Source organism: Pseudomonas sp. IT-P12 (assembly GCF_949767465.1).
GTDB lineage: Bacteria > Pseudomonadota > Gammaproteobacteria > Pseudomonadales > Pseudomonadaceae > Aquipseudomonas.
This window is the reverse complement of the sequence record NZ_CATKPY010000025.1, coordinates 279,181-304,483: the sequence shown is the minus strand read 5'-3', so window position 1 is coordinate 304,483 and position 25,303 is coordinate 279,181. Positions and strand designations below refer to the sequence as shown.

Below are 25,303 nucleotides of genomic sequence, written 5' to 3'. Positions count from 1 at the left end.
TTACCTCTTGCGTAATACATAAACCCGCCACATGGCATAGAGCGGTAGAAAATCCAGTTGTTCCTGGATACGGAAACCCGCCTGCTCAAATTCTTTTTCAACCGTAGCAGCCGGTAACACAAATCGATTTTGGTAACCTTCCTGCTCACGCTTAAGCTCGGAACGCTTGCGCTTCCACGCCTTGAAATTACCGTCGACCCATAGAGACAGAATCACACTGTCACGGCTGACCCGCTCGAATTCACGCAAAATAGCCAGTCGATGCTCGGCGTCACCGATGTGGTGCAACAAGCGCATGCAAAAAATGCTGTCGACGGCGTTATCAGGCAAATCGATGTCGAACGCAGAAGTGTGCAAAGGCCGTACCCGTTTCACCACTTCGGCGGGTTGCGCCTCGAGCGCGATCTTGATCATCGACTCGGAGTTGTCCGCCCCGATGATCACACGGTTGGGTTTTTCCGCCAGCAAAGGCCAGAAACGCCCGGCACCGCAGGGTAAATCAAGGACCAGGCCGGGTTCACCGACCAGGGTCAATGCTTTGCGCGCCAGTTGTTCGTCCCGCCAATGAGACAACCGACGGCCCAAACCGTCCTGATGTTTGCGCAAATATTTCTGCGCGTGCGAATCGTCGTACTTTTCGGAAAAATCGAGCTTTATCGGGCCGGCCATCACCAGGCACTCCTGAACGTCTGATGACACCTACGTTAGGGAGCGGCGTGTCAGCGACAGGTCATGCCTTTGTGAAAAAAATGTCATGTAAAACCCTTTACTATTACAAGGTTTTACAGGGTGTCCGTGATGGCTGGGGGCCATAACTTTCAGGTCGCCGGGGCCAGCTCGACCTGAAAGCGACAGCCATTGGGCTCCATCTGAGTCAGGCTGACGCTCCACCCCTGGTTTTCGCAAATCCGCTGTACCAGCGACAGGCCCAGGCCCAGACCGTCTCCGCGTTTTTCATTGCCTCGCACGAACGGCTCGAACATCGCTTCGCGTTTCTCTTCCGGGATCCCCACACCACTGTCCTCGACCCGGAAACCCGTGGCTGTGAGGGTCAAACGGATAAACCCGCGCTCGGTGTAGTGCAGCGCGTTGCGCAGCAGGTTGCCCATGACGGCCTGCAGCAGGGTGGCGTTGTAACGGGTGTCGTGCGGATGGCCAGGCTCGAAGATCAGCGACAACCCCTTGGCTTCGATCGGCCCACGCCAGAGAGTGAGCAACCCGTCGGCGACCTGGGTCAGTGACTGTTGTGGCGCGATGCCGGCATCTTCGCGCTGAGCCCGGGCCAGCATCAGAAACGTTTGCACCAGTTCACGCATTTCTTCACAGGCACGGGCGATTCGTTCGACCTGTGCCCGTCCGCGCTGATCAATACCGGGATTTTCCAGCAACAGCTCACAGGAACTGGCCAGCACCATCAGGGGGGTGCGCAATTCATGGCTGACGTCGCTGGTGAACAGGCGCTCCCGAGTCAATGCCTGGCGCAAACGACCAAGCGTGGCGTCGAAAGCCACCGCCAGCTCGCCCACTTCATCGGCGGCATAATCCGGCGCCAGTGGTGGCGCCAGGCCCAGCAACTGGTCACGGTGACGGACCTGGCGCGCCAGCCGCACCACCGGTGCCATCACCTTGCGTGCCAGTATCCAGCCGAGAAACACCGCCAACGCCAGGCTGAGCACGAAGCCGACCAGCACAACGGCGAACAACACGCGCTCGCGCTCCTCGAAGTCGCTCTGGTCTTGCAGCAGCACATAGCGCCGGCCGTCGACGACTTCGACCATCGCGTGGTACGACAGCTGCTCGCGGAACACTTCGTGAAAACCCGGATCGAGGTGACGCAGGTCCTTGGGCAACTCGAAGTCGCCCGGCCCGCCGCTGAAATAGAACAGCTGGTCCGGCTCGGGGCGATGGCTCCAGTCCGAGACGCTGTCCATCAGCAACAGCCGTTGCAAATCACCGCCCAGGCCTGCGGAAATCAGTTTTTCTTCCACCAGGTGAACCGTTGCGACAATGCCCATGGCGAAGGCCCCGGCGACCAGCGCGCTCATCAGCGCAAAGGCGATGATGATCCGTTGAGCAAGGCTTTGCTTAAACTCCATCACGGCCCTCGGCCAAGCGATAACCCACACCATGCACGGTGTGCAGCAACGGTTTGGCGAACGGCTTGTCGATCACCTGACGCAATTGGTGGACATGGCTGCGCAGGCTGTCGCTGTCCGGGCAATCATCGCCCCACAAGGCTTCTTCGAGAATCTCCCGACGCAGGACGTGGGGGCTTTTTTGCATCAGCACGGCCAGCAACTTGAGGCCCACCGGATTGAGCTTCAACAGGCGACCTTCGCGGCTGACCTCCAGGGTATCGAGGTCATAGCTGAGCCCGCCGACCTCCAGTGTGCGCCGACCGCCGCCCTGGGCCCGACGCATCACCGCTTCGATCCGCGCGGCCAGCTCCGAGAGGGCAAATGGCTTGATCAGGTAGTCATCGGCACCGGACTTGAAGCCTTGCAAGCGATCGTCCAATTGGTCACGGGCGGTCAGCATGATGACCGGCGTGTCGCGACGGGCGTCCTCACGCAGGCGTTTGCACAGGGTGTAGCCGTCAATGCCAGGCAACATGATGTCGAGCACGATCAAGTCGTAATGCTCGGTCGCCGCCAGGTGAAGGCCCGACAAACCGTCCTGCGCGCAATCCACGGTATAGCCTTTGAGCCCCAGGTAATCAGCCAGATTGGCCAGGATATCGCGGTTGTCTTCAACCAATAGAATTCGCATGGGCACCTTCTCCGTACACAGTAACGGCCGTCTCGGCCCGCGCAGCTTACGGCCAAGTGTGGCTCAGGGCTAGGACCACGTGCAGTGCAAAAGCCCCCTTTTCAGGCCTTTTGACGCTTAACGACTTTTTCACCATCGGTTCACAAACAGGCGACACCCGTCAGCTCACACTCCGCGCGGCTGCGCTTTCCAGAACATTGACCGACCAAGGAACTGCCATGGTTTCGACTTCCGCCCGCCCCGCCTCTCGCCCGCTGGATTTCCGGGTGTGCCTGGGCGTTCCCCTCATTGCGGCGATCATTCTGCTGCTGCTCGAACTGACGTCCCTGGACATGGACCTGGCCACGCTGTTCTACGACCCGACCGTCGGCGACTTTATCGGGCGCCACAGTTATTTCCTCGAAGACATCCTGCATGACCGCGCCAAGCAACTGGTCATTGCCTTTTCGGTGTTCGCCATTCTCGGCTTCGTCGGCGCCTTTTTCATCGCCCGGCTGAAACCGTTCAAACGCGAACTGGGCTGCCTGGTGTTGTCCCTGGGCCTGGCGACTTCGTTCGTCACGCCGGTCAAGGCGGTGACGGCAGTGCAATGTCCGTGGAGCCTGGAGCAATTCGGTGGTCACGAAAAATACAGCGAATTGCTCAGCCCTCGCCCTCCTACCGACAAACCCGGCCGTTGCTGGCCCGGTGGTCACGCCGCCACCGGCTTCACCCTGTTTGCACTGTTCTTCGTGCTGCGCGACCGTCGTCCTCGCCTGGCCCGCCAGGCCTTCGTCTTTGCCTTTGCACTGGGTACGGTGTTTTCGGTGAGCCGGATGATGCAAGGCGCGCACTTTTTCTCGCACAACGTGTGGACGGCGATTTTCTGCTGGTTGATCTGCCTGGGGTCGTATTACTGGATTTTGTACCGACCGGCGTCCCGTGTTGAAACCGTGACCAAGGCCGCACCCGCCAACGCCTGAAACGCTGATCGGAAAGGGAGCAATAAAAAACCCCGCCTGCTTTCGCAGGCGGGGTTTTTCTGTACGGGGTAAGGCTGGCTTACATCATGCCGCCCATGCCGCCCATACCGCCCATGTCTGGCATGCCGCCGCCAGCTGGAGCGTCTTTACGCGGTGCATCAGCGACCGCTGCTTCGGTGGTCAGAATCAGACCGCCGATCGAGCTTGCAGCTTGCAGTGCGGAACGGGTGACCTTGGTTGGGTCCAGGATACCCATTTCGATCATGTCGCCGTACTCGCCGGTTGCAGCGTTGTAGCCGAAGCTGCCCTGACCGTTCTTGACCTTGTCGACCACGACGCTTGGCTCGTCGCCGGAGTTGGCAACGATCTGACGCAGCGGCGCTTCGATAGCGCGACGCAGCACAGCGATACCCACGTCCTGGTCAGCGTTGTCGCCTTTCAGGTCGGCCAGGGTCTGCAGGGCACGGATCAGCGCTACGCCACCGCCAGGCACCACGCCTTCTTCAACGGCTGCACGGGTAGCGTGCAGGGCGTCTTCAACGCGGGCTTTCTTCTCTTTCATTTCGACTTCGGAGCCAGCGCCAACCTTGATCACTGCAACGCCGCCGGACAGCTTGGCCAGACGCTCTTGCAGTTTTTCACGGTCGTAGTCCGAGGAAGTCTCGGCCACCTGGGCACGGATCTGGGCGATACGCGCTTCGATGTCGCCCTGTACGCCAGCACCGTCAACGATGATGGTGTTTTCCTTGGACAGGGTGACGCGCTTGGCGTTACCCAGGTGCTCCAGGGTGGTGCTTTCCAGGCTCAGGCCGATCTCTTCGGAGATCACGGTACCGCCGGTCAGAACGGCGATGTCCTGCAGCATGGCCTTGCGACGGTCGCCGAAGCCTGGCGCCTTGACGGCTGCGACTTTGACGATGCCACGCATGTTGTTCACAACCAGCGTTGCCAGGGCTTCGCCTTCAACGTCTTCGGCCACGATCAGCAGTGGACGGCCGGCTTTGGCGACGGCTTCCAGTACTGGCAGCATTTCGCGGATGTTCGAGATCTTCTTGTCGACCAGCAGGATCAGCGGGCCGTCGAGCTCGGCCACCATGGTGTCCGGCTTGTTGACGAAGTATGGGGACAGGTAGCCACGGTCGAACTGCATGCCTTCTACAACCGACAGTTCGTTTTCCAGGCCCGAGCCTTCTTCAACGGTGATCACGCCTTCTTTACCGACTTTTTCCATGGCTTCGGCAATGATGTCGCCGATGGAGTTGTCGGAGTTGGCGGAGATGGTACCCACCTGAGCGATGGCCTTGGTGTCGGCGCATGGCTTGGACAGGTTCTTCAGCTCTTTGACGATCGCGATGGTCGCTTTGTCGATACCGCGCTTGAGGTCCATCGGGTTCATGCCGGCAGCGACGGCTTTCAGGCCTTCGTTGACGATCGCTTGAGCCAGAACGGTAGCGGTGGTGGTGCCGTCGCCGGCGTCATCGTTGGCACGGGAGGCAACGTCTTTGACCAGCTGCGCGCCCATGTTTTCGAAACGGTCTTCCAGCTCGATTTCCTTGGCTACGGAAACGCCGTCCTTGGTGATGGTCGGAGCGCCGAAGCTCTTCTCGATGATCACGTTACGGCCTTTCGGGCCCAGGGTCGCTTTTACCGCGTCAGCCAGGACGTTGACACCGGTAAGCATTTTCTTGCGGGCGGAATCGCCGAATTTAACTTCTTTAGCAGCCATGATCGATATTCCTTAAATACTTTGGAGTAGCGGGAAAATGAGCGGGGAATCAGCCTTCGATAACAGCGAGGATTTCGTTCTCGCTCATTACCAACAGGTCTTCGCCGTCGACTTTCACAGTGTTGCTGCCGGAGTAAGGACCAAACACAACCTTGTCGCCCACTTTGACGGACAGTGCACGCACTTCACCGTTGTCCAGAACGCGGCCGCTGCCGACGGCGAGGATTTCGCCGCTGTTGGCTTTTTCGGCAGCCGAACCTGGCAGGACGATACCGCCAGCGGTTTTCTTTTCTTCTTCGCTGCGACGGATGACGACGCGGTCATGCAGAGGACGAAGCTTCATTGTCGATCTCTCCTAATTGTGGTTTTCATCGGCCGGTGTAGTCCCGGCGGGTTTAACAAAGTCCGGCGGTGCCGGGTGCGGTTCGACAAGCGAACCGCTGAAGTCTGTCTGGCGCAATTGCCAGAAACCTTGCGGTGACCGTTACATAAGGGCGCATAAGGTTATTACAAGGGCGGGACACGAAATTTTTTAATCGATGGCCCGAAAACGAACACGGCACCCGAAGGTGCCGTGCCGATGAAACGATTTACTTGGAGTCACGGTGTTCGAATTCGCCTTCGATCACTTCCGGCTCACGCCCCAGAGGCTCGCGCGGAGCAGGACCGCCCCGTGGCTGGAGGTCATCGGCGAAGGCCCGCTGACGGACCGCCGCTTCTTCGGCGCGCTGACGCATCTTGTTGGCCAGCAACCGGCGAGAGAACGGCAGCAGCAGGATCAAGCCCAGCACGTCAGTGACGAAGCCCGGCAGGATCAGCAGGCCGCCTGCCAGCGCCAGCATCAGGCCCTCGAGCATGGTCTGGGCCGGCAGTTCGCCACGGTTCAGGCTTTCACGTGCACGCAACGCCGTGGCCAGGCCGGCGATACGCAGCACGAACACGCCGAGCATCGAGCCGAGAATGACCAGCAGCAGCGCCGGAAAAAAACCGATCGCTCCGCTCACCTTGACGAATACGAACAGCTCCAACACCGGAAACAGTACAAAGAGCAATAAAAAAGGGCGCATCAAATGGTTCCTCAACGCAAGAATGCCTTGCCAGTCTTCCCTAGATGACGTCACCGATTCGTGAATTCAAGCGCCGACCGCTGCATTTTTCGGCCACTGCTCGGCGTGAGCCAGGAAAACCAAGGCTTCGCGCACTTGTGTCGGCGTATTACATGGGGCTTGGAACGGTAGCCAGTAGAGCCCTTGGCCGATGCGCAGGTGCATGCCTTCGGTGTCGATGCCGGCCAGTTGCGCCGGCTCGCTTTTCGGCAGGCCGGCCAGATCGACATAGTGGGCAATGGCCTTGGCGTGATCGGCGTTCATGTGCTCGACCATGCTGACTTCTGCCTTGCCCGCGAACGGATTCGCCAGGGTCAGTTGATCGATCCAGTGAATCGCGCCGAAACCGCCGATGTAACGGTGGCGCACCGGGTTGAGCACCCAGAAGTCGAAATCGTGGGCCTTGTGGTAGTTCTGCGAGTCCGGGAAGTAGCGATAGTAGCGCTCGGCCGCGCTGTCGATCCGGGCGGCATCCTGCAGTTGCTGCGCCTCGGCAAGGTAAGTCAGGCGACCGACGGCCTGCACATCCTCGGCACCGCGTTCGCCGACGAACAACGAACATTTCGGATCTTTCTGCAGATTGTGCGTGTGCTGGGCGATGCGGCTGATCAGGATCAGCGGGCGACCCTGCTCGTCCAGGCAGTAGGGCACCACGGAGCCGAACGGGAAGCCGGGCATGGCTTTGGAGTGCGTTGAGAGCACCCCGCGGTATTCCTTGAGAAGTAATTCTCGGGCATTCTTGGCCGCTTCAACGCTCAATTTATGACTCCTTATAAAGAATCCGTCGAAAAAACGGACAGGCGCCGGGTGAAAGTTCCAGGGCGCCATCGAGGCAAATTCTCATGTGCAGCCAGGCCACGGCAGGGTGCAGATCGAGATTGGCTCGAAAGGAAAACCACTCCATCTGCTACCGGGGCATGCCAATGCAACTCACTGACAAAGTAATCATTATCACCGGCGGTTGCCAGGGTCTGGGCCGCTCCATGGCCGAGTATTTCGCCGACAAGGGCGCCCGGCTGGCCCTGGTCGACCTGAACCAGGAAAAGCTCGACCAGGCCGTTGCCGCGTGCAAGGCCAAGGGCGTCGAAGCCCGCGCCTACCTGTGCAACGTCGCCAATGAAGAGCAGGTGACCCACATGGTTGCCCAGGTGGCCGAAGACTTCGGCGCGATCCACGGCTTGATCAACAACGCCGGCATCCTGCGCGACGGCCTGCTGCTCAAGGTCAAGGACGGCGAGATGAGCAAAATGAGCCTGGCGCAATGGCAGGCGGTGATCGATGTCAACCTCACTGGCGTGTTCCTGTGCACCCGTGAAGTCGCTGCGAAAATGGTCGAGCTGAAAAACGGCGGCGCCATCATCAACATCTCTTCGATCTCCCGCGCCGGCAACATCGGCCAGACCAACTACTCCGCCGCCAAGGCCGGTGTCGCTGCGGCGACCGTGACCTGGGCCAAGGAACTGGCGCGTTACGGCATTCGTGTCGCGGGGATTGCGCCGGGCTTCATCGAAACCGAAATGACCCTGGGGATGAAGCCCGAAGCACTGGAGAAGATGACCGCCGGGATTCCGCTCAAGCGCATGGGCAAGCCGCAGGAGATCGCCCATTCGGCGGCGTACATCTTCGAAAACGACTACTACACCGGGCGGATCCTGGAGATGGATGGCGGGTTGCGCATCTAAATCCTGCATCAGCCTCCTGTGGGAGCGAGCCTGCTCGCGATGGCTATAGTCCATTCAACACGGTTGTTGAATGTTGATTCACATCGCGAGCAGGCTCGCTCCCAGCGTTTTTTCAACATTTACCGGTCAAGATCAATCGTCGCTGACGCTGATGTTCGGCATGGCTGGCGACAGGGCTTCCTGCAACACGATCCGCGCACCGACATGGCGGGCCAATTCCTGATAGACCATGGCAATCTGGCTATCCGGCTCGGCGATGACCGTCGGCTTGCCACCATCGGCCTGCTCGCGAATCACCATCGACAGCGGCAACGACGCCAACAGCTCGACGCCGTACTGCTCGGCCAGCTTCACTCCGCCACCCTCGCCGAACAAATGCTCGGCATGTCCGCAGTTGGAGCAGATGTGCACGGCCATGTTCTCGACCACGCCCAGCACCGGGATATTGACTTTGCGGAACATCTCCACGCCTTTGCGCGCATCCAGCAACGCCAGGTCTTGCGGGGTGGTAACGATCACCGCGCCGGCCACCGGGACTTTCTGTGCCAGGGTCAACTGGATGTCGCCGGTGCCTGGCGGCATGTCGATGACCAGGTAATCCAGATCGCCCCAGGCAGTTTGTGTCACCAGTTGCAGCAGTGCACCAGAGACCATCGGGCCGCGCCAGACCATCGGCGTATTGTCGTCGGTCAGGAAGGCCATGGACATCACTTCGACACCATGGGACTCGATCGGCACGAACCATTTCTGATCCTTGATCTTCGGCCGGGTGCCTTCGGCAATGCCGAACATGATGCCCTGGCTCGGACCATAGATATCCGCATCCAGAATTCCCACCCGGGCGCCTTCCCGAGCCAGGGCCAGCGCAAGGTTGGCTGCGGTGGTGGACTTGCCCACGCCGCCCTTGCCGGAGGCCACGGCGACCACGTTCTTGACGTTGGCCAGGCCCGGAATCTGTGCCTGAGCCTTGTGTGCGGCGATCACGCTGGTGATCTCGACACGGGCACTGGCCACGCCGTCGAGGCCTTCGATGGCCATTTGCAACATCTGCGACCAGCCGCTCTTGAACAGGCCGGCGGCATAGCCCAACTCCAGCTGGACACTGACGCGGTCACCCTGGATGTCGATGCTGCGCACACACCCGGCGCTGACCGGGTCCTGGTTCAAATAAGGGTCGGTGTATTGACGAAGGACGGCTTCCACCGCTGCGCGATTGACGGCGCTCATGGGCAACTCCAATAGCAAGACTGGAAAATCAGGCGGGTATCGTACCTGTTCTGACGTCCGCGCGGCATGCTTTCAGGAAGTGACGAACGCGCGCTGTCCGTCCCCGGAGTCCGGTTCCGGGGGTGAAAAATAGTCGCCGGCGCTTTATAGTGGCCGACCTCCGTTTCATCAAGTAGCCGAGCCCCATGTCCGAGCCACGCCAGATCCTCGTCACCAGCGCCCTGCCCTATGCCAATGGTTCGATCCATCTTGGCCACATGCTGGAATACATCCAGACCGATATGTGGGTGCGCTTCCAGAAGCACCGCGGCAACCAATGCATTTATGTCTGCGCCGACGACGCCCACGGTTCGGCGATCATGTTGCGCGCGGAAAAGGAAGGCATCACGCCGGAACAGCTGATCGCCAATGTCCAGGCCGAACACAGCGCCGACTTTGCCGATTTCCTGGTCGACTTCGACAACTTCCACTCCACTCACGCCGAAGAAAACCGTGAGCTGTCGAGCCAGATCTACCTGAAGCTGCGCGACGCCGGGCACATTGCCACGCGCTCGATCACGCAGTATTTCGACCCGGAAAAGAAAATGTTCCTGGCCGACCGCTTCATCAAGGGCACCTGCCCGAAATGCGGCACCGAGGACCAGTACGGCGACAACTGCGAAAAGTGCGGCGCGACCTATGCGCCAACCGACCTGAAGGACCCGAAGTCGGCGATCTCCGGCGCCACTCCGGTGCTCAAGGACTCCCAGCACTTCTTCTTCAAGTTGCCGGACTTCCAGGACATGCTGCAAACCTGGACCCGCAGCGGCACCCTGCAGGACGCCGTGGCCAACAAGATCGCCGAGTGGCTGGACGCCGGCCTGCAGCAGTGGGACATTTCCCGCGATGCGCCGTACTTCGGCTTCGAGATCCCGGACGAACCCGGCAAGTATTTCTACGTCTGGCTGGATGCCCCGATCGGCTACATGGCCAGCTTCAAGAACCTCTGCAACCGTACGTCGGAGCTGGACTTCGATGCGTTCTGGGGCAAGGACTCCACCGCCGAGCTGTACCATTTCATCGGCAAGGACATCGTCAACTTCCACGCCCTGTTCTGGCCAGCGATGCTCGAAGGCGCGGGTTACCGCAAGCCGACCGGGATCAACGTGCACGGTTACCTGACCGTCAACGGCCAGAAAATGTCCAAGTCCCGCGGCACCTTCATCAAGGCCCGGACTTACCTGGAGCACCTGTCGCCGGAATACCTGCGCTACTACTACGCCGCCAAGCTGAGCCGCGGCGTCGACGACCTGGACCTGAACCTCGATGACTTCGTGCAAAAGGTCAACTCCGACCTGGTCGGCAAAGTCGTCAACATCGCCAGCCGTTGCGCCGGTTTCATCCACAAGGGCAATGCCGGCTTGATGGTCGACCGCAATGCGGCCCCGGAACTGACCGAAGCCTTCCTGGCTGCCGCACCCGGTATCGCCGACGCCTATGAGGCCCGGGATTTCGCCCGCGCCATGCGCGAGATCATGGCCCTGGCCGACCGCGCCAACGCCTGGATCGCCGACAAGGCCCCGTGGTCGCTGAACAAACAGGAAGGCAAGCAGGATGAAGTCCAGGCCATCTGCGCCACCGGCATCAATCTGTTCCGCCAGTTGGTGATCTTCCTCAAGCCGGTACTGCCACTGCTGGCCGCCGATGCCGAAGCGTTCCTCAACGTCGCGCCGCTGACCTGGAATGATCACGCGACCCTGCTCGGCAACCATCAGTTGAACGAGTTCAAGCCACTGATGACTCGAATCGATCCGGTGAAAGTACAAGCCATGACCGACGCCTCGAAAGAAGACCTGACCGCCAGCCAGACCGACACCGGCGAAGCCGCACCGGCCGGTAATGGCGAGCTGGCCAAGGACCCGCTGTCGCCGGAAATCGACTTCGACACCTTTGCCGCGGTTGACCTGCGCGTGGCGCTGATCGTCAAGGCCGAAGCCGTGGAAGGCGCCGACAAACTGCTGCGCCTGACCCTCGACATCGGTGACGAACAACGCAACGTGTTCTCCGGCATCAAGAGCGCCTACCCGGACCCGTCCAAGCTTGACGGTCGCCTGACCATGATGATCGCCAACCTCAAGCCACGGAAAATGAAGTTCGGCATCTCCGAAGGCATGGTGATGGCGGCCGGCCCCGGCGGTGAAGAAATCTACCTGCTCAGCCCCGACAGCGGCGCCAAGCCGGGCCAGCGCATCAAGTAAGTTCTTGCGCTGACCGATCCCACAGTCGTGCCTGGCGCGCCTGTGGGATTTTCATATCTGGCCCACCCTCCGTCCTTGCCGGATAATGCCTAAGCTTTTTAGACCACCCCGTTGAAAAGCCCTCCTTTTTCCGGCACGACCATGACCGAGATTGTTCTGACACTCATCAGCACCGCCCTGATCAACAACTTCGTGTTGCACTGGTCGTTGGGCGTCGATTCGCTGCTGGCGAGCGAACGACGCCGGGTCCATGCATTGGGGATTGCCACGACCTGCCTGATGTTGATCGTCGGTGGGCTTGGCCATGCGCTCTACTTTGGCCTGTTGGTGCCGCTGGGGCTGAACTCGCTGCGGTTGTTCGTGTTTTTGCCCCTGAGTGTGCTGCTGATCGCGCCGCTGCTGAAGGTATTGGCGAAAGTGTTTTCGACGTTGTCGTTCGACGGTCTCTGGCCGTTGCTGCTCGGTAATGCCGGCGTGTTGGGGCTGGCACTGATCGACAGCCGTGACGACCACGGCATTTTTTACGCCACGGCCCTGAGTATTGGCGCCGGGCTGGGTTTCTGGCTGGTGCTGAGTCTGTTCTGCGACTTGCGCCAGCGCACCCTCGATAACGATGTTCCGCTGCCCTTTCGCGGCTTGCCAATCGACCTGATCGGCGCCGGATTGATCGCGGTGGCTTTTCTCGGATTCAACGGACTGATCAAAACATGAGTCTGATTCAACGCATCGACGCCCTGCTGCCGCAGACCCAATGCGGCAAATGTGGGCACGCCGGATGCAAGCCCTACGCCGAGGGCATTGCCTCGGGCGAGCCGATCAACAAGTGCCCGCCCGGCGGCAGCGAAACCATTTCGGCCCTGGCTGAACTGCTGAAAGTCCCGGTGCTGGAACTGGACGTCAGCCGCGGCCCGGCCCCGGCGCAAATAGCCTATATCCGCGAGGCCGAGTGCATTGGCTGCACCAAGTGCATCCAGGCCTGCCCGGTCGACGCCATCGTCGGCGCGGCCAAATGGATGCACACGGTGATCGTCGACGAATGCACCGGTTGCGACCTGTGCGTAGCCCCCTGCCCTGTGGACTGCATCGAAATGCGTCCGTTGCCGGCGACCACCGTGATTCCGATCGTGGGAGGCCTGGCCTTCAGCCCTGAAGCGCAACAGGCGCGGGCCGCCAAACGCGACCACGCTCGCCAGCGCTTCGAACGGCGCAACGCCCGCCTGCAGCGTGAGGAAGAGCAGAAACTCGCCGAGCGTCACGCCCGGGCAAATCGTGTGACTCAGCCGGTCGATGTACCGGCACTCAATCCGGTTCAGGCGGCGCTGGAAAGGGTCCGCGCACAAAAAGCGGCGAATGCCGACGCGGCCTTGAAAAAAGCCAGGATCGATCTGGCGATGAGCCGCACGCAACTGAACAAATCGCTCAAGGCGTTCGGGCATCCGCCGACGTTCGAACAACAGTCGCAACTGATCATCCTGCAACAGCAGTTCGAGGCCGCAGAACACGCCCTGTTGCAACTGGAGAACAGCCTGCCGTCAATGCCAAAACCCGAAGCGCCAGCGCCAGCGCCAGCCAAGGATGCCGAGTTGAAGCGGGCGAAAATCCAGTTGGCCACCCGCCGCGCCGAACTCAAGAAAGCGCAAGCCAGCGATGCGCCCGCCGTAAAGATCGAAGCCCTGGAAGGCGCCCTCGCCGAGGCCGAAAAAAACCTGCATGCGACGGAAGACGCCAGCGACCAGCCAATACCGGATCTGGTGCGCATCGAAAAGCGCCCCATTGACAGCCGGCTTCGACAATTGAAAACCGAATTGGCCTACGCGCGCGCCGACGTTAGCAAACTGCAGCGACGCACCGACACCCCTGCCGAGTTGCTGGACAAGGCCCGTGCTCGCCTGAAGGAAGCCGAGCGCCAGGTGGATAGCTATGTTGCCCCTTGAGCCGGTCGACGAACGCCTCCAGCAGGCCATGAGACTGGTATTGCTGGCGACTGTGCCAGGCATTCTGGTGTCGTTCTGGTGGTTCGGCTGGGGCGTGCTGATCAACCTGGTACTGGCAGGCACGGCCGCACTGGCCGTTGAAGCGGCAGTGCTGAAGCTGCGCGGGCGCGAACTGCTTCCTGTGTTGAGCGACGGCAGTGCGCTGGTCACTGCAACGCTGCTGGCCCTGGCCTTGCCGCCGTATTGCCCCTGGTGGCTGACCGTCTGCGCTGCGGCATTCGGTCTGTTCGGCAAGCAATTGTATGGCGGCGTCGGAAAAAACCCGTTCAACCCGGCCATGCTCGGCCTGGCCCTGGTGCTGGTGACATTCCCCCAGCCGATGAGCCATTGGCCGTCGCCCCACGTCATGGACCTGTTCGGCAGCGTGCAGCGAGTGTTCGGTCTGATCCCCGGCCCGACACCGGATGCGTGGGCGCAGGCCACAGCCCTGGACAGCCTGCGCATCAACAAAAGCCTGACCATCGACGAACTCTTCGCCCGCAGCCCGGCGTTCGGCCATTTGGGCGCACGCGGTGTGGAGTGGATCAACCTGGCGTTTCTCGCCGGCGGCCTGTTTCTTCTGCAACGGCGGGTGTTCAGCTGGCATGCACCGGTCGGCATGCTCGCCAGCCTGTTCATCATCAGCCTGGTGTGCTGGAACGGTTCCGGTTCCGACTCCCACGGTTCACCGCTGTTTCACTTGCTCAGCGGCGCCAGCCTGCTCGGGGCCTTCTTTATCGTCACCGAGCCGGTGTCCGGCGCCAAAAGCCCCGGCGCCCGCCTGCTGTTCGGTGCCGGGGTCGGATTGCTCACGTACCTGATCCGTACATGGGGCGGTTACCCGGACGGCGTGGCATTTGCGGTGCTGCTGATGAACCTCTGCGTACCGGCGCTGGAGCGGTTTGTCGCCTCGAGACAGGAGCGTGTGGCGCCATGAATCGAGTGTCGAGCGTGGTGATCGTCGGGCTGCTGGCAAGCCTGGGAATGGGCGCGACCTATCTTGCGCAACAGGTCAGCGCATCACGCATCGCCGCTGAACGACGCGAGATCGACAGCCGAAACCTGCTGGACCTGCTGCCGGTCGACAGTTACGACAATCAACCGCTTGAACAGCCATTGCCACTGGGCAATACCGCGTTGACCAACAGCCGACTGCTGGGTGGCTACCTGGCGACCCGGGCCGGCCAGCCGAAAAGCGTTTTGCTGCGCAGCCAGGCAACCGGCTATGTGGGCAGTATCGACCTGCTGATCGCCATCGATACAAACGGCAGGTTGCTCGGGGTCAAAACCCTCAGCCAAACAGAAACCCCGGGGCTGGGAGGGCGGATCGCCGAGTGGCCCAATGCATGGCTCGAGGCATTTACTGGCAAATCACGAAGCGAGCCGGCCGACAGTGGCTGGGCACTGAAAAAGGATCAGGGCCAGTTCGATCAGATCGCCGGAGCGACCATCACTTCACGCGCCGTGATCAACGCCATCCACGACGCCTTGCGCTATTTCGACGAACATCGGCAACAGTGGGTCGGGGATCCCCTCCATGAATAAATCATCGACACTGCAGAATTCGCTGATGCTCACCCCACTCATAGGGGCTACCGACGCCTGGATGACCGCGCTGGGTCTCTACTTGATGTTCGTCGTGGTCATCAGCGCCTTCGGCCTGGGCATGCAGCTCCTGCGCAACAGGCTGCTCCCGCCTGCACGCCTGATCGCCAGCGTCCTGCTCGCAGCCACATTGACCGGGTGCGCAGAAATTGCTGCACAGGCCTGGTCATTGCAGTGGCATCGGCACGCGGGGATCTATGCCGGGTTGATCGCCCTGCAATGCGTCGTTCTGGACCACACGGGCTTTTTCCAGTCCCCATGGCGCGATCGCCTGCGCCTGTGTGGCCTGTTCGGTGCCTTGATGCTGGGGTTGGGCGTATTGCGCGAGCTGCTCGACAACAGCGGCCTGCACCTGGCCGCCCTGGTACCCGGTGGATTCATTTTGTTGGGACTGCTGATCGCCGCCTGGCAGGCCTGGTCTCGCCCGACCCCCTCACACTGATCGCTTTCGAGGAAAGTCACTGCCCATGAATGCTGCAAAACGTCTGGAAATTTTCCGCAGGTTGCATGAAGACAACCCGGAACCAAAGACCGAACTGGCCTACTCCACCCCGTTCGAATTGCTGATCTCGGTGATTCTCTCAGCGCAATCGACCGATGTCGGCGTGAACAAGGCGACAGCCAGGCTGTACCCGGTCGCCAATACGCCTGCGGCCATCCATGCGCTGGGGGTGGAGGGGTTGTCTGAGTACATCAAGACCATCGGTCTGTTCAACAGCAAGGCAAAGAACGTGATCGAGACCTGCCGCCTGCTCGTGGAGCGTCATGGTGGCGAAGTACCGCAGACTCGCGAAGAACTGGAAGCACTGCCGGGCGTGGGCCGTAAGACCGCCAATGTCGTGCTCAATACGGCGTTCCGCCAACTCACCATGGCCGTGGACACGCACATTTTCCGCGTCAGCAACCGTACCGGCATTGCACCTGGCAAGAATGTGGTCGAGGTGGAAAACAAACTGATGAAGTTCGTGCCGAAGGAGTACCTGCTCGACTCCCATCACTGGCTGATTCTGCACGGGCGTTACGTCTGCCTGGCCCGCAAGCCTCGCTGTGGCAGTTGCCGGATCGAAGACCTGTGCGAGTACAAGCACAAGACGTCGGACGATTGAAGCGCTATTAGGTTTATTGATTTATCGATTGAAAAAATCTTTTTTACCCGGAATGAGATTGTCGATATAAGGAGCGCCAAAGGCAGTCTAAGCCTGGAGTTAACCTTATGAGCACTGGTAAAGAGCAATTGGACGTAGAAGACGACTTCACACCGGGTGAAGCCGAAGACGCTGATCCTGTGGTTGAAGTGGCAAAGACCAACCTGAGCAAACGCCGCACAATCGATAACCTGCTGGAGGAGCGCCGACTGCAAAAGCAATTGGCCGATTACGATTTTGACCTATGACACCTGAAAGCCTCCCTGAACGGAGGCTTTTCTTTATGTGGGAAATCTTGAACCTCTCGCCCGGCAAGCCCCTTGATGCGTGAGTGTCGTCACACCAGCCCATTGCGTTGTGCCAACTCGATCAGGTCCACCAGGGATCGCGCATTGAGTTTCAATAAAAGGCGAGTCTTGTAAGTGCTGACGGTTTTATTGCTGAGAAACATTCCATCAGCAATTTCCTTATTGGTCTTGCCTCGGGCCAACTGTTGCAAGACCATCATCTCTCTCCCGGACAAGCGATCCACCATATCGGCTTCACTGGCATTACCCAAACTGGAACGAACGGTATGCAACGCTTGATTGGGGAAATAACTGTAGCCTGACAATACGGCTTTTATTGCGCTGAGCAGTTCAGTGAGGTCCTGTTGCTTGCATACATATCCGGCCGCCCCCGACTGCATGCAACGCATCGAAAAATGCCCAGGCGCCTGGGAAGTCAATATCAGCACTTTCATGGGCAACGCTGCCGATACCAGGCGCGCAATGACTTCCAGTCCATCCAGCTTCGGTATTCCTATATCCAGAATGACAATATCCGGCATATGTTCACGAGCCAGTTGCAATGCATCCACGCCATTGTCTGTTTCGGCAATGACTTCGTAGCCATGACGCTCCATCAGCATACGTACCGCAAGCCGAATGACGGGGTGATCATCCACGATCAGCACTTTATTCATGGGCAGGTCCAATTTTCGCTGTTCGAATTTTTAGAGCCCGCACAATAGCCTAGTCGTTTCACCCATGGCATGCCGCCCCCCCCGGCCACCCGCAGCGAGAGACATTCCCTACAAACAACGCGGAATATTCTTACAGGAAATCTGCGAAACCTGCGCGTTGGAAACTTTATTTGCCTTACGCCGTTTCACCCTTCAACAATTTCTTGTATCAATTTACCAACCCACAAACCCGTTCATAAGTCGCCCTGCCGGCGCAACGCCCATCAATAGTTACGCTACTCTTGATGATACCCATCTGTGCACGATTAACACAGTCCATTACCCGTCACCCACATGAACGCTTACCAAATGACTTTCAATAACCCGGACAAAATCAAAGCAACCCTATGACAATTATAAATCCACCGCTAACATGAAGACCGCAAAACAATAAACCCACCCACTATCAATAAAATGAGAAAAGATAAACTTGTATGAGTGCAAAACATGATGAACTTAAAACAAAGAATCACCAACCCCATGACAGTAATCGCCATATTCGCAACACTGTCTGAAACATCGGCGGCAGTGTCCCTGCCATTTCTCGAAAATGAAGAGCGAGAGGTCTATATCTGGTTTTTGATCAGCTTTCCTTTTTACTTGCTGCTTCTGTTCTTCGCCACACTCAACTTCAACTATCGATCGCTGTACGCGCCATCCGATTATGAAAAGGGAGAACATTTCATCAACGCACTGGATACGGCCGAGCGCCCGGAAACGGCACAAGGCCCACAGGGCAGGACGCGCCCACGCAAACACCTTTCAGTCCAGCACCACATTGAGTTGCCGGAACGCCTGAAAGACCTGCACATCGTCGATGCGCGGTGCATAAACAGGAAGATGGAATTTCGTGAGCTTCTGAAAAACATGCATCCGGGCAAAGCGGAGTCAGCACGGGTCGTCGTGTTTCTCATCAGTGGCGAATCGGAGAATGGCCTGAAAGAAGGGGCGTTCAGTTTTTTCAGACAGATCAAGAAACGCAGCGGATTGCCGTTTTGCGTCGCGTACAACCTGAACTCTCAGGACGTCACGCTCATCGAGCAATCTCGCCCCTCTGACGTGCAACGGTCGGTCGCTTTCTAGAATCAACGGGAATGCAGCAGGCGGGAGTTGTTCTTACACAAGAAGAAAGATGAATCGCAATGTCCGAAGGAAAATCCCTGTTTTCTAATGTGTGGCCTTGTCGAACACAAGGCCACACATTCGACTACCGAGTCAGAAAAGCTTGCGACCCTTGTTCGCGGCGATACGCATGCGCAACGCGTTGAGCTTGATGAAGCCCGCCGCATCGGCCTGGTTGTAGGCGCCGCCATCTTCTTCAAACGTCGCAATGTTGGCGTCGAACAACGAGTCGTCGGACTTGCGGCCAGTGACGATCACATTGCCCTTGTACAGTTTCAGGCGCACAACGCCGTTAACGTTGACCTGGGACGCGTCGATCATCTGTTGCAGCATCAGCCGCTCAGGGCTCCACCAGTAACCGGTGTAGATCAGGCTGGCGTACTTGGGCATCAGCTCATCCTTGAGGTGAGCCACTTCGCGGTCCAGGGTGATCGATTCGATCGCACGGTGGGCACGCAGCATGATGGTGCCGCCTGGGGTTTCGTAGCAGCCACGGGACTTCATGCCCACGTAGCGGTTCTCGACGATGTCGAGGCGGCCGATGCCGTGTTCGCCACCGATTCGGTTCAAGGTCGCCAGCACGGTGGCCGGGGTCATCTCGACACCGTCCAGTGCAACGATGTCGCCGTTGCGATAGGTCAACTCCAGGTACTGCGGCTTGTCCGGTGCGTTCTCAGGGGAGACGGTCCAGCGCCACATGTCTTCTTCGTGCTCGGTCCAGGTGTCTTCCAGCACGCCACCTTCATAGGAGATGTGCAGCAGGTTGGCATCCATCGAGTACGGGGATTTTTTCTTGCCGTGACGCTCGATCGGGATCGCGTGCTTTTCGGCGTAATCCATCAGCTTTTCACGGGACAGCAGGTCCCATTCGCGCCACGGTGCGATCACTTTCACACCCGGCTTGAGGGCGTAGGCGCCGAGTTCGAAACGAACCTGGTCGTTACCCTTGCCGGTGGCGCCGTGGGAAATGGCGTCAGCGCCGGTTTCGTTGGCGATTTCGATCAGGCGCTTGGCGATCAACGGACGAGCGATGGAAGTACCCAGCAGGTACTCGCCTTCGTAAACAGTGTTGGCGCGGAACATCGGGAACACGAAATCTCGCACGAACTCTTCGCGCAGATCGTCGATGTAGATTTCTTTTACGCCCATGGCCTGTGCCTTGGCGCGAGCAGGTTCGACCTCTTCACCCTGACCCAGGTCAGCGGTAAAGGTCACCACTTCACAGTTATAAGTATCCTGCAGCCACTTGAGGATCACCGAAGTGTCCAGGCCGCCGGAATACGCCAGAACGACCTTGTTTACGTCCGCCATGCCATCACTCCACGGGGTTCTACGGAAAGCCGTCAAGTCTACCGGTCATGCAGAATAATTTACAGTGGCGCGACAGCTTATGACGACGAAGCGACAGATTATGTCGAGTGAGCGACGATCAGGCGCCGCTCAGGAGGTCTTCGCTGCGCTCGCCGGGCTCGCTGGCACGGTGACCTGGGGCGCTGGCGTCTCGACGGGGGCCACGCGCGCAAGATGGACGTTGACCCGGCGATTTTTCGCCCGATTGGCTGCCGAGGTGTTGGGCGCCAAGGGGTAACGTTCGCCGTGGAAGCGCAGGGTGATCTGCGATTCCTGAACACCGTTGGCCTTGAAGTAATCCATGACCGCGAGCGCCCGGCGTCGCGACAGCTCACGATTGGTCAGGCGATTACCGCTGTTGTCCGAGTGACCATCGAGCTCGATGTGATTGACCGTCGGGTCCGCCTTCATGAAATCAAGCATCACCTGCAACTGGGCCTTGGCGTGTGCATCGAGTTCGATACCTTCGCCCGGGAAGCCGATCTGCGATTGCCTGACCTGCTCGAAATTCTTCGGCAGCAGCTTGGCCACGCAACCTTGATAGTCGTTGAACGCCTTGCTGAACTTGACCGGCAACAACCGCACTTCCGACACCCGGCCATCGCCCGAATAATGCCGAACGACCGGGCTGCGCCCGTCCATGAGACCACTGATCAGGCGCCCCGCCTGGACTTGCGAGCTGTTGAACAGCACATTGCCGCTGCCGATCTTTACCGAACCGAGATTGATGTCCCCACGCCCCGGCTGCCAGGGCGCAGCCGCGGCCAGCAAGGTCGCCGAACCGCCGCCGACCATCGAGTTGTAGGCTTTGAGGCGAAACGTGGCCTGCTCGCCCGCACGACGCACGAACTCACCCGAACCGAAATCGGTGATCGGTTGGGTCAGGCGGCACTCGAACTTATCCCCTTCGACCGTCCACTCGATGCTCTCCAGACGGGTCTGGAAAGTGAGCGCCATCGCGGGAAGGCTGGCAAACACACTGAGCAAGGCTAGATAACGCTGGCGCACGGGAGGCTCCACTGGCTTTTACAAAAAAGACTTCTACAACAAAAAGACCGATACATAATTACGGCATACCTGTTGGATATCGGAAGCTTGCGGCAAAACTTGATAGCGAGTGCCTGAGAGAGTCTTTTCCGGTAGCATTCCCCTCAGTTTGACCCGCCTGGAATCCCCTCATGTCCGACCGCCTGACCCTGCTGCGTCCCGACGACTGGCACATTCATCTTCGCGATGGTGCCGTGTTGACCAATACCGTTGCGGATGTCGCGCGCACCTTTGGTCGCGCCATCATCATGCCCAACCTGGTACCGCCGGTGCGCAACGCCGCTGAAGCCGACGGCTATCGCCAGCGGATTCTCGCTGCACGTCCGGCCGGCAGCCGTTTCGAACCGTTGATGGTCCTGTACCTCACCGACCGCACCCAGCCCGAAGAGATTCGCGAGGCCAAGGCCAGCGGTTTCGTGCATGCCGCCAAGCTGTACCCGGCCGGTGCGACCACCAACTCGGACTCTGGCGTCACCAGCATCGACAAGATCTTTCCCGCGCTCGAAGCGATGGCCGAGGTCGGCATGCCGTTGCTGATCCACGGTGAAGTCACCCGTGGCGATGTCGACGTATTCGACCGCGAAAAAATCTTCATCGATGAGCACATGCGCCGTGTGGTCGAGCGTTTCCCGACGCTCAAAGTGGTGTTCGAACACATCACCACCGCCGACGCCGTGCAGTTCGTCAACGAGGCTTCGGCCAATGTCGGGGCGACCATTACCGCGCATCACCTGCTGTACAACCGCAACCACATGCTGGTCGGCGGGATTCGGCCGCATTTCTATTGCCTGCCGATTCTCAAGCGCAATACCCACCAGGAAGCCCTGCTCGACGCCGCCACCCGCGGCAGCGACAAATTCTTCCTCGGCACCGACTCGGCACCCCATGCCCAGCATGCCAAGGAAGCGGCCTGCGGCTGCGCCGGTTGCTACACCGCCTACGCCGCGATCGAGCTGTATGCCGAGGCGTTCGAGCAACGCAACGCGCTGGACAAGCTCGAAGCGTTTGCCAGCCTCAACGGCCCTCGCTTCTATGGCCTGCCGGCGAACACCGATCGCATCACCCTGGTCCGCGACGAGTGGACCGCCCCAACCAGCCTGCCCTTTGGCGAGCTGACCGTCATCCCGCTGCGCGCCGGTGAAAAACTGCGCTGGCGCCTGCTGGAGGAAAACGCGTGAGTGAAGACCATTTCGACGACGAACAGGACGGTCCGGGCGCTAGCGGTCCACGCCACCCGATGGCCGCGCGCTTCCGTGGTTACCTGCCAGTCGTTGTCGATGTTGAAACCGGCGGTTTCAACTCTGCCACTGACGCCTTGCTGGAAATTGCCGCGACCACCATCGGCATGGACGAAAAAGGGTTCGTGTATCCCGATCACACCTATTTCTTCCGTGTAGAGCCGTTTGAAGGGGCCAACATCGAAGCCGCCGCGCTGGAATTCACCGGCATCAAGCTCGATCACCCGCTGCGCATGGCCGTGAGTGAAGAAACGGCACTGACGGACATCTTCCGCGGCATTCGCAAATCGTTGAAAGCCAACGGCTGCAAGCGGGCAATCCTGGTGGGGCATAACAGCAGCTTCGACCTGGGCTTCCTGAATGCCGCAGTCGCGCGCCTTGACATGAAGCGCAACCCGTTTCATCCGTTTTCCAGCTTCGACACCGCCACCCTGGCAGGTCTCGCCTACGGCCAGACGGTATTGGCAAAGGCGTGCCAGGCAGCCGACATCGACTTCGACGGTCGGGAAGCTCACTCGGCTCGCTACGATACCGAGAAGACCGCCGAGCTGTTCTGCGGCATCGTCAATCGCTGGAAGCAAATGGGCGGCTGGGAAGACTTCGACGATTGATGTGGGAGCGAGCCTGCTCGCGATGCAGGCGACGCGGTTTAACATGCAGATCGCGTCATCGTTCATCGCCAGCAAGCCGGCTCCTTCAGGGACCTGCGTTTCTCCCGCCCATAAAAAAACCGGCCATGATGGCCGGTTTTTTTTACGCCTTGACGCGCCTTACAGGGCAGCCGCGTGCTCGGTCAGGTAGGCCGCAACACCTTCCGGCGAAGCATTCATGCCCTTGTCGCCTTTCTTCCAGTTGGCAGGGCAGACTTCGCCGTGCTCTTCGTGGAATTGCAGAGCGTCGACCAGACGGATCAGCTCTTCCATGTTACGTCCCAGCGGCAGGTCGTTGATGATCTGCGAGCGAACGACGCCTTTGTCGTCGATCAGGAACGCGCCACGGAACGCGACGCCACCTTCGGACTCAACGTCGTAGGCCTTGGCGATTTCGTGCTTCATGTCGGCCGCCATGGTGTAACGTACTTCGCCGATACCACCATTGTTGACCGGCGTGTTGCGCCAGGCGTTGTGGGTGAAGTGCGAGTCGATCGAAACGGCGATCACTTCCACGTTGCGTGCCTTGAAGTCCGACATGCGGTTGTCCAGAGCGATAAGCTCGGATGGGCATACAAAGGTGAAGTCCAGCGGGTAGAAGAACACCAGGCCGTATTTGCCCTTGATGGCCGACGACAGGGTGAAGCTGTCGACGATTTCGCCATTGCCGAGGACGGCCGGTACGGTGAAATCTGGGGCTTGCTTGCCTACGAGTACGCTCATTGAATATCTCCTGGTGTAAAAACGTGAAGTTCCGGGTTTGTGCCAGCCTGTCACCCTCAGGCGACAGCCCTGTGACACTCACCCCCTTCATAAGGACCGGCCATCATACACTGCGTTTTTAAGCTGTCCTTAACGGATTTTCACCGGAGCGCTGAATGGGCGCCGCAAAGATGACTGGCATATGGCCTGAACAAAGCCGTTCGTCGGTCCTGGCCCCCGATCCTGCAAAGCTGTCAGAAACCACTTTGACAATCATTCTCGTTAACATTAAGATCCATCGCAATTGAGTCACAACCAGCGACGGTTTTCACTTATGTATGTCTGCCTCTGCACTGGCGTCACCGACGGTCAAATCCGCGATGCAATCTATGAAGGATGCTGCAGCTACAAGGAAGTCCGTCAGGCTACCGGCGTAGCCAGCCAATGCGGTAAATGTGCCTGCCTGGCCAAGGAAGTGGTACGCGAAACCCTGACCAAATTGCAGACAGCCCAGGCCGCCATTCCCTACCCGGTAGAATTTACCGCTGCATAAACACCCCACTTCCAAAGAACCGGACTTGATGTCCGGTTTTTTTATGTCTGCAAATCAATTGGTTACGGGCTAGACGCGGAACACAAACATTCTTATTCCGATTAATTTTCATATATTATTCAATAACTTAGGTTTGACACTCCTGATTATGCGGCTCAAACTCTGCCTTATAGACAGCTAATACAGGGCAGGACCCCATCATGAAAGGCGACATTACAGTCATCCAGCATCTCAACAAGATCCTTGCCAATGAACTGGTCGCGATCAATCAGTACTTCCTGCATGCCCGCATGTATGAAGACTGGGGCCTGAACAAACTCGGCAAGCACGAGTACCACGAGTCCATCGATGAGATGAAACACGCGGACAAGCTGATCAAGCGCATCCTGTTCCTGGAAGGCCTGCCTAACGTGCAGGACCTGGGCAAGCTGCAGATTGGCGAGCACACCAAGGAAATGCTCGAGTGCGACCTGCGTATCGAACGCACCGGCCACGCCGACCTCAAAGTCGCGATCGCGCACTGCGAAACCGTGGGTGACTTCGGCAGCCGTGAACTGCTCGAAGACATTCTCGAGTCCGAAGAAGAACACATCGACTGGCTGGAAACCCAACTGGGCTTGATCGACAAGATCGGCCTGGAAAACTACCTGCAATCGCAGATGGGCGACGAGTAAGTTTGCGCCGCTGATCTCGACGCAATAAAAAGCCCCGCGCTCTTTGAAGAGGCGGGGCTTTTTCATGCTTGTTGCTCCCTCTTGGACTGCAGGAGCGAGCACGCTCGCGCCTACACAAAGAGAGAAGGCAAGCGTCGGTCAGGCTTTGGCAGCCGCCGCTTCAACAGCCGACTTGATAGTGGTTTGCAGCGAACCGTCTGCAGCCATCTCGGTCATGATGTCGCTACCACCGACCAGCTCGCCGGCCACCCACAGTTGTGGGAAGGTTGGCCAGTTGGCGTATTTTGGCAGGTTGGCGCGGATTTCCGGGTTCTGCAGGATGTCCACGTACGCAAACTTCTCACCGCATGCCATCACGGCCTGCGCAGCTTTCGCGGAGAAGCCGCACTGCGGGGCATTCGGCGAGCCTTTCATGTAAAGCAGAACGGTGTTGTTAGCAATCTGCTCTTTAATCGTTTCGATGATATCCATGGAGCACCTCGACTGAACTTTCCGACTCAGGGGTCGGCACGGTGGCGCATTGTAACGGAAA

28 protein-coding genes are annotated in these 25,303 nt (G+C 59.1%); 15 read left to right on the top strand and 13 right to left on the bottom strand.

Annotated features, from left to right (window positions below; all coding sequences use genetic code 11):
• From ACM6IM_RS24875 to colR, 3 genes are all read right to left on the bottom strand, one after another.
• Positions 1-669 (bottom strand): class I SAM-dependent methyltransferase, encoded by a 669-nt coding sequence (locus tag ACM6IM_RS24875; RefSeq protein ID WP_192305389.1) that lies wholly within the window; start codon positions 667-669, stop codon positions 1-3.
• Between the two features lie 149 nt (positions 670-818).
• Positions 819-2,096, bottom strand: a complete 1,278-nt coding sequence (locus ACM6IM_RS24870; RefSeq protein ID WP_414866569.1) for a sensor histidine kinase — start codon at positions 2,094-2,096, stop codon at positions 819-821.
• Positions 2,086-2,769 (bottom strand): two-component system response regulator ColR, encoded by a 684-nt coding sequence (colR, locus tag ACM6IM_RS24865; protein ID WP_192305385.1) that lies wholly within the window; start codon positions 2,767-2,769, stop codon positions 2,086-2,088. Before colR ends, ACM6IM_RS24870 begins: the two co-directional genes overlap by 11 nt.
• Before the next feature lie 218 nt (positions 2,770-2,987).
• On the opposite strand from colR, the gene ACM6IM_RS24860 reads away from it, so the two are divergent.
• Positions 2,988-3,731 (top strand): phosphatase PAP2 family protein, encoded by a 744-nt coding sequence (locus ACM6IM_RS24860; RefSeq protein WP_192305383.1) that lies wholly within the window; start codon positions 2,988-2,990, stop codon positions 3,729-3,731.
• 79 nt (positions 3,732-3,810) lie between these two features.
• On the opposite strand, the gene groL is transcribed toward ACM6IM_RS24860, so the two are convergent.
• From groL to ACM6IM_RS24840, 4 genes are all read right to left on the bottom strand, one after another.
• Entirely contained in the window at positions 3,811-5,457 is a 1,647-nt protein-coding gene (groL, locus tag ACM6IM_RS24855) for a chaperonin GroEL (RefSeq protein WP_192305381.1), read from the bottom strand.
• Positions 5,458-5,506: 49 nt separating this feature from the next.
• Positions 5,507-5,800, bottom strand: coding sequence for a co-chaperone GroES (locus ACM6IM_RS24850; RefSeq protein WP_192305379.1), 294 nt, complete (start codon positions 5,798-5,800; stop codon positions 5,507-5,509).
• 247 nt (positions 5,801-6,047) lie between these two features.
• Positions 6,048-6,524: an FxsA family protein gene (locus tag ACM6IM_RS24845; protein WP_192305377.1), complete on the bottom strand. Its 477-nt coding sequence runs from the start codon at positions 6,522-6,524 to the stop codon at positions 6,048-6,050.
• Between the two features lie 66 nt (positions 6,525-6,590).
• A complete protein-coding gene (locus ACM6IM_RS24840) occupies positions 6,591-7,322 on the bottom strand; it encodes a HugZ family protein (protein ID WP_414866568.1) in 732 nt (243 codons plus the stop codon).
• A gap of 164 nt (positions 7,323-7,486) precedes the next feature.
• Here ACM6IM_RS24840 and ACM6IM_RS24835 point away from each other — a divergent pair, with 164 nt between their 5' ends.
• Complete coding sequence (locus tag ACM6IM_RS24835) at positions 7,487-8,245, top strand: SDR family oxidoreductase (protein ID WP_201194073.1); 759 nt, start codon at positions 7,487-7,489, stop codon at positions 8,243-8,245.
• 132 nt (positions 8,246-8,377) lie between these two features.
• Here ACM6IM_RS24835 and apbC read toward each other — a convergent pair whose 3' ends face one another.
• Positions 8,378-9,472 (bottom strand): iron-sulfur cluster carrier protein ApbC, encoded by a 1,095-nt coding sequence (gene apbC, locus ACM6IM_RS24830; protein WP_414866567.1) that lies wholly within the window; start codon positions 9,470-9,472, stop codon positions 8,378-8,380.
• 185 nt (positions 9,473-9,657) lie between these two features.
• On the opposite strand from apbC, the gene metG reads away from it, so the two are divergent.
• The 8 genes from metG (at position 9,658) to ACM6IM_RS24790 (ending at position 16,680) form a co-directional block, all read left to right on the top strand.
• Complete coding sequence (metG, locus tag ACM6IM_RS24825; RefSeq protein WP_414866566.1) at positions 9,658-11,709, top strand: methionine--tRNA ligase; 2,052 nt, start codon at positions 9,658-9,660, stop codon at positions 11,707-11,709.
• A 141-nt stretch (positions 11,710-11,850) separates the two neighbouring features.
• On the top strand, positions 11,851-12,420 hold the full coding sequence (locus tag ACM6IM_RS24820) for an Rnf-Nqr domain containing protein (protein ID WP_414866565.1): 570 nt from the start codon (positions 11,851-11,853) through the stop codon (positions 12,418-12,420).
• Positions 12,417-13,643, top strand: a complete 1,227-nt coding sequence (rsxB, locus tag ACM6IM_RS24815) for an electron transport complex subunit RsxB (RefSeq protein ID WP_414866564.1) — start codon at positions 12,417-12,419, stop codon at positions 13,641-13,643. The genes ACM6IM_RS24820 and rsxB overlap by 4 nt, the downstream gene beginning before the upstream one ends.
• The gene (locus ACM6IM_RS24810; RefSeq protein ID WP_414866563.1) at positions 13,630-14,619 is read left to right on the top strand and encodes an RnfABCDGE type electron transport complex subunit D; all 990 of its coding nucleotides are present in this window, start codon (positions 13,630-13,632) and stop codon (positions 14,617-14,619) included. Before rsxB ends, ACM6IM_RS24810 begins: the two co-directional genes overlap by 14 nt.
• On the top strand, positions 14,616-15,227 hold the full coding sequence (locus tag ACM6IM_RS24805) for an RnfABCDGE type electron transport complex subunit G (RefSeq protein WP_414866562.1): 612 nt from the start codon (positions 14,616-14,618) through the stop codon (positions 15,225-15,227). Before ACM6IM_RS24810 ends, ACM6IM_RS24805 begins: the two co-directional genes overlap by 4 nt.
• Positions 15,220-15,729 (top strand): Rnf-Nqr domain containing protein, encoded by a 510-nt coding sequence (locus tag ACM6IM_RS24800; protein WP_414866561.1) that lies wholly within the window; start codon positions 15,220-15,222, stop codon positions 15,727-15,729. Before ACM6IM_RS24805 ends, ACM6IM_RS24800 begins: the two co-directional genes overlap by 8 nt.
• 25 nt (positions 15,730-15,754) lie before the next feature.
• The gene (gene nth, locus ACM6IM_RS24795) at positions 15,755-16,393 is read left to right on the top strand and encodes an endonuclease III (RefSeq protein WP_192305357.1); all 639 of its coding nucleotides are present in this window, start codon (positions 15,755-15,757) and stop codon (positions 16,391-16,393) included.
• A gap of 107 nt (positions 16,394-16,500) precedes the next feature.
• Complete coding sequence (locus ACM6IM_RS24790) at positions 16,501-16,680, top strand: PA3496 family putative envelope integrity protein (RefSeq protein ID WP_192305355.1); 180 nt, start codon at positions 16,501-16,503, stop codon at positions 16,678-16,680.
• Positions 16,681-16,769: 89 nt separating this feature from the next.
• Here ACM6IM_RS24790 and ACM6IM_RS24785 read toward each other — a convergent pair whose 3' ends face one another.
• Positions 16,770-17,396, bottom strand: coding sequence for a response regulator (locus ACM6IM_RS24785; RefSeq protein ID WP_368555063.1), 627 nt, complete (start codon positions 17,394-17,396; stop codon positions 16,770-16,772).
• 486 nt (positions 17,397-17,882) lie between these two features.
• On the opposite strand from ACM6IM_RS24785, the gene ACM6IM_RS24780 reads away from it, so the two are divergent.
• The gene (locus ACM6IM_RS24780) at positions 17,883-18,518 is read left to right on the top strand and encodes a hypothetical protein (RefSeq protein ID WP_414866560.1); all 636 of its coding nucleotides are present in this window, start codon (positions 17,883-17,885) and stop codon (positions 18,516-18,518) included.
• A 132-nt stretch (positions 18,519-18,650) separates the two neighbouring features.
• Here ACM6IM_RS24780 and ACM6IM_RS24775 read toward each other — a convergent pair whose 3' ends face one another.
• On the bottom strand, positions 18,651-19,868 hold the full coding sequence (locus ACM6IM_RS24775; RefSeq protein ID WP_093226480.1) for an argininosuccinate synthase: 1,218 nt from the start codon (positions 19,866-19,868) through the stop codon (positions 18,651-18,653).
• A gap of 129 nt (positions 19,869-19,997) precedes the next feature.
• Positions 19,998-20,915, bottom strand: a complete 918-nt coding sequence (locus ACM6IM_RS24770; protein WP_414866559.1) for a flagellar protein MotY — start codon at positions 20,913-20,915, stop codon at positions 19,998-20,000.
• Between the two features lie 170 nt (positions 20,916-21,085).
• Here ACM6IM_RS24770 and pyrC point away from each other — a divergent pair, with 170 nt between their 5' ends.
• Positions 21,086-22,132 (top strand): dihydroorotase, encoded by a 1,047-nt coding sequence (gene pyrC, locus ACM6IM_RS24765; protein ID WP_201194092.1) that lies wholly within the window; start codon positions 21,086-21,088, stop codon positions 22,130-22,132.
• Positions 22,129-22,803, top strand: a complete 675-nt coding sequence (gene rnt / locus ACM6IM_RS24760; RefSeq protein ID WP_414866558.1) for a ribonuclease T — start codon at positions 22,129-22,131, stop codon at positions 22,801-22,803. The genes pyrC and rnt overlap by 4 nt, the downstream gene beginning before the upstream one ends.
• A 159-nt stretch (positions 22,804-22,962) precedes the next feature.
• On the opposite strand, the gene ACM6IM_RS24755 is transcribed toward rnt, so the two are convergent.
• On the bottom strand, positions 22,963-23,565 hold the full coding sequence (locus tag ACM6IM_RS24755) for a peroxiredoxin (protein ID WP_192305345.1): 603 nt from the start codon (positions 23,563-23,565) through the stop codon (positions 22,963-22,965).
• A 313-nt stretch (positions 23,566-23,878) separates the two neighbouring features.
• Between ACM6IM_RS24755 and ACM6IM_RS24750 the strand changes: the two genes are divergently transcribed.
• A complete protein-coding gene (locus tag ACM6IM_RS24750; RefSeq protein ID WP_093430580.1) occupies positions 23,879-24,097 on the top strand; it encodes a bacterioferritin-associated ferredoxin in 219 nt (72 codons plus the stop codon).
• A 200-nt stretch (positions 24,098-24,297) separates the two neighbouring features.
• Positions 24,298-24,771 carry a bacterioferritin gene (bfr, locus tag ACM6IM_RS24745; RefSeq protein ID WP_192305343.1) on the top strand — a complete coding sequence of 158 codons (474 nt, stop codon included), beginning with the start codon at positions 24,298-24,300 and terminating at the stop codon, positions 24,769-24,771.
• 138 nt (positions 24,772-24,909) lie between these two features.
• On the opposite strand, the gene grxD is transcribed toward bfr, so the two are convergent.
• Entirely contained in the window at positions 24,910-25,242 is a 333-nt protein-coding gene (gene grxD, locus ACM6IM_RS24740; protein ID WP_192305341.1) for a Grx4 family monothiol glutaredoxin, read from the bottom strand.
• Between the last annotated feature and the right edge of the window lie 61 nt (positions 25,243-25,303).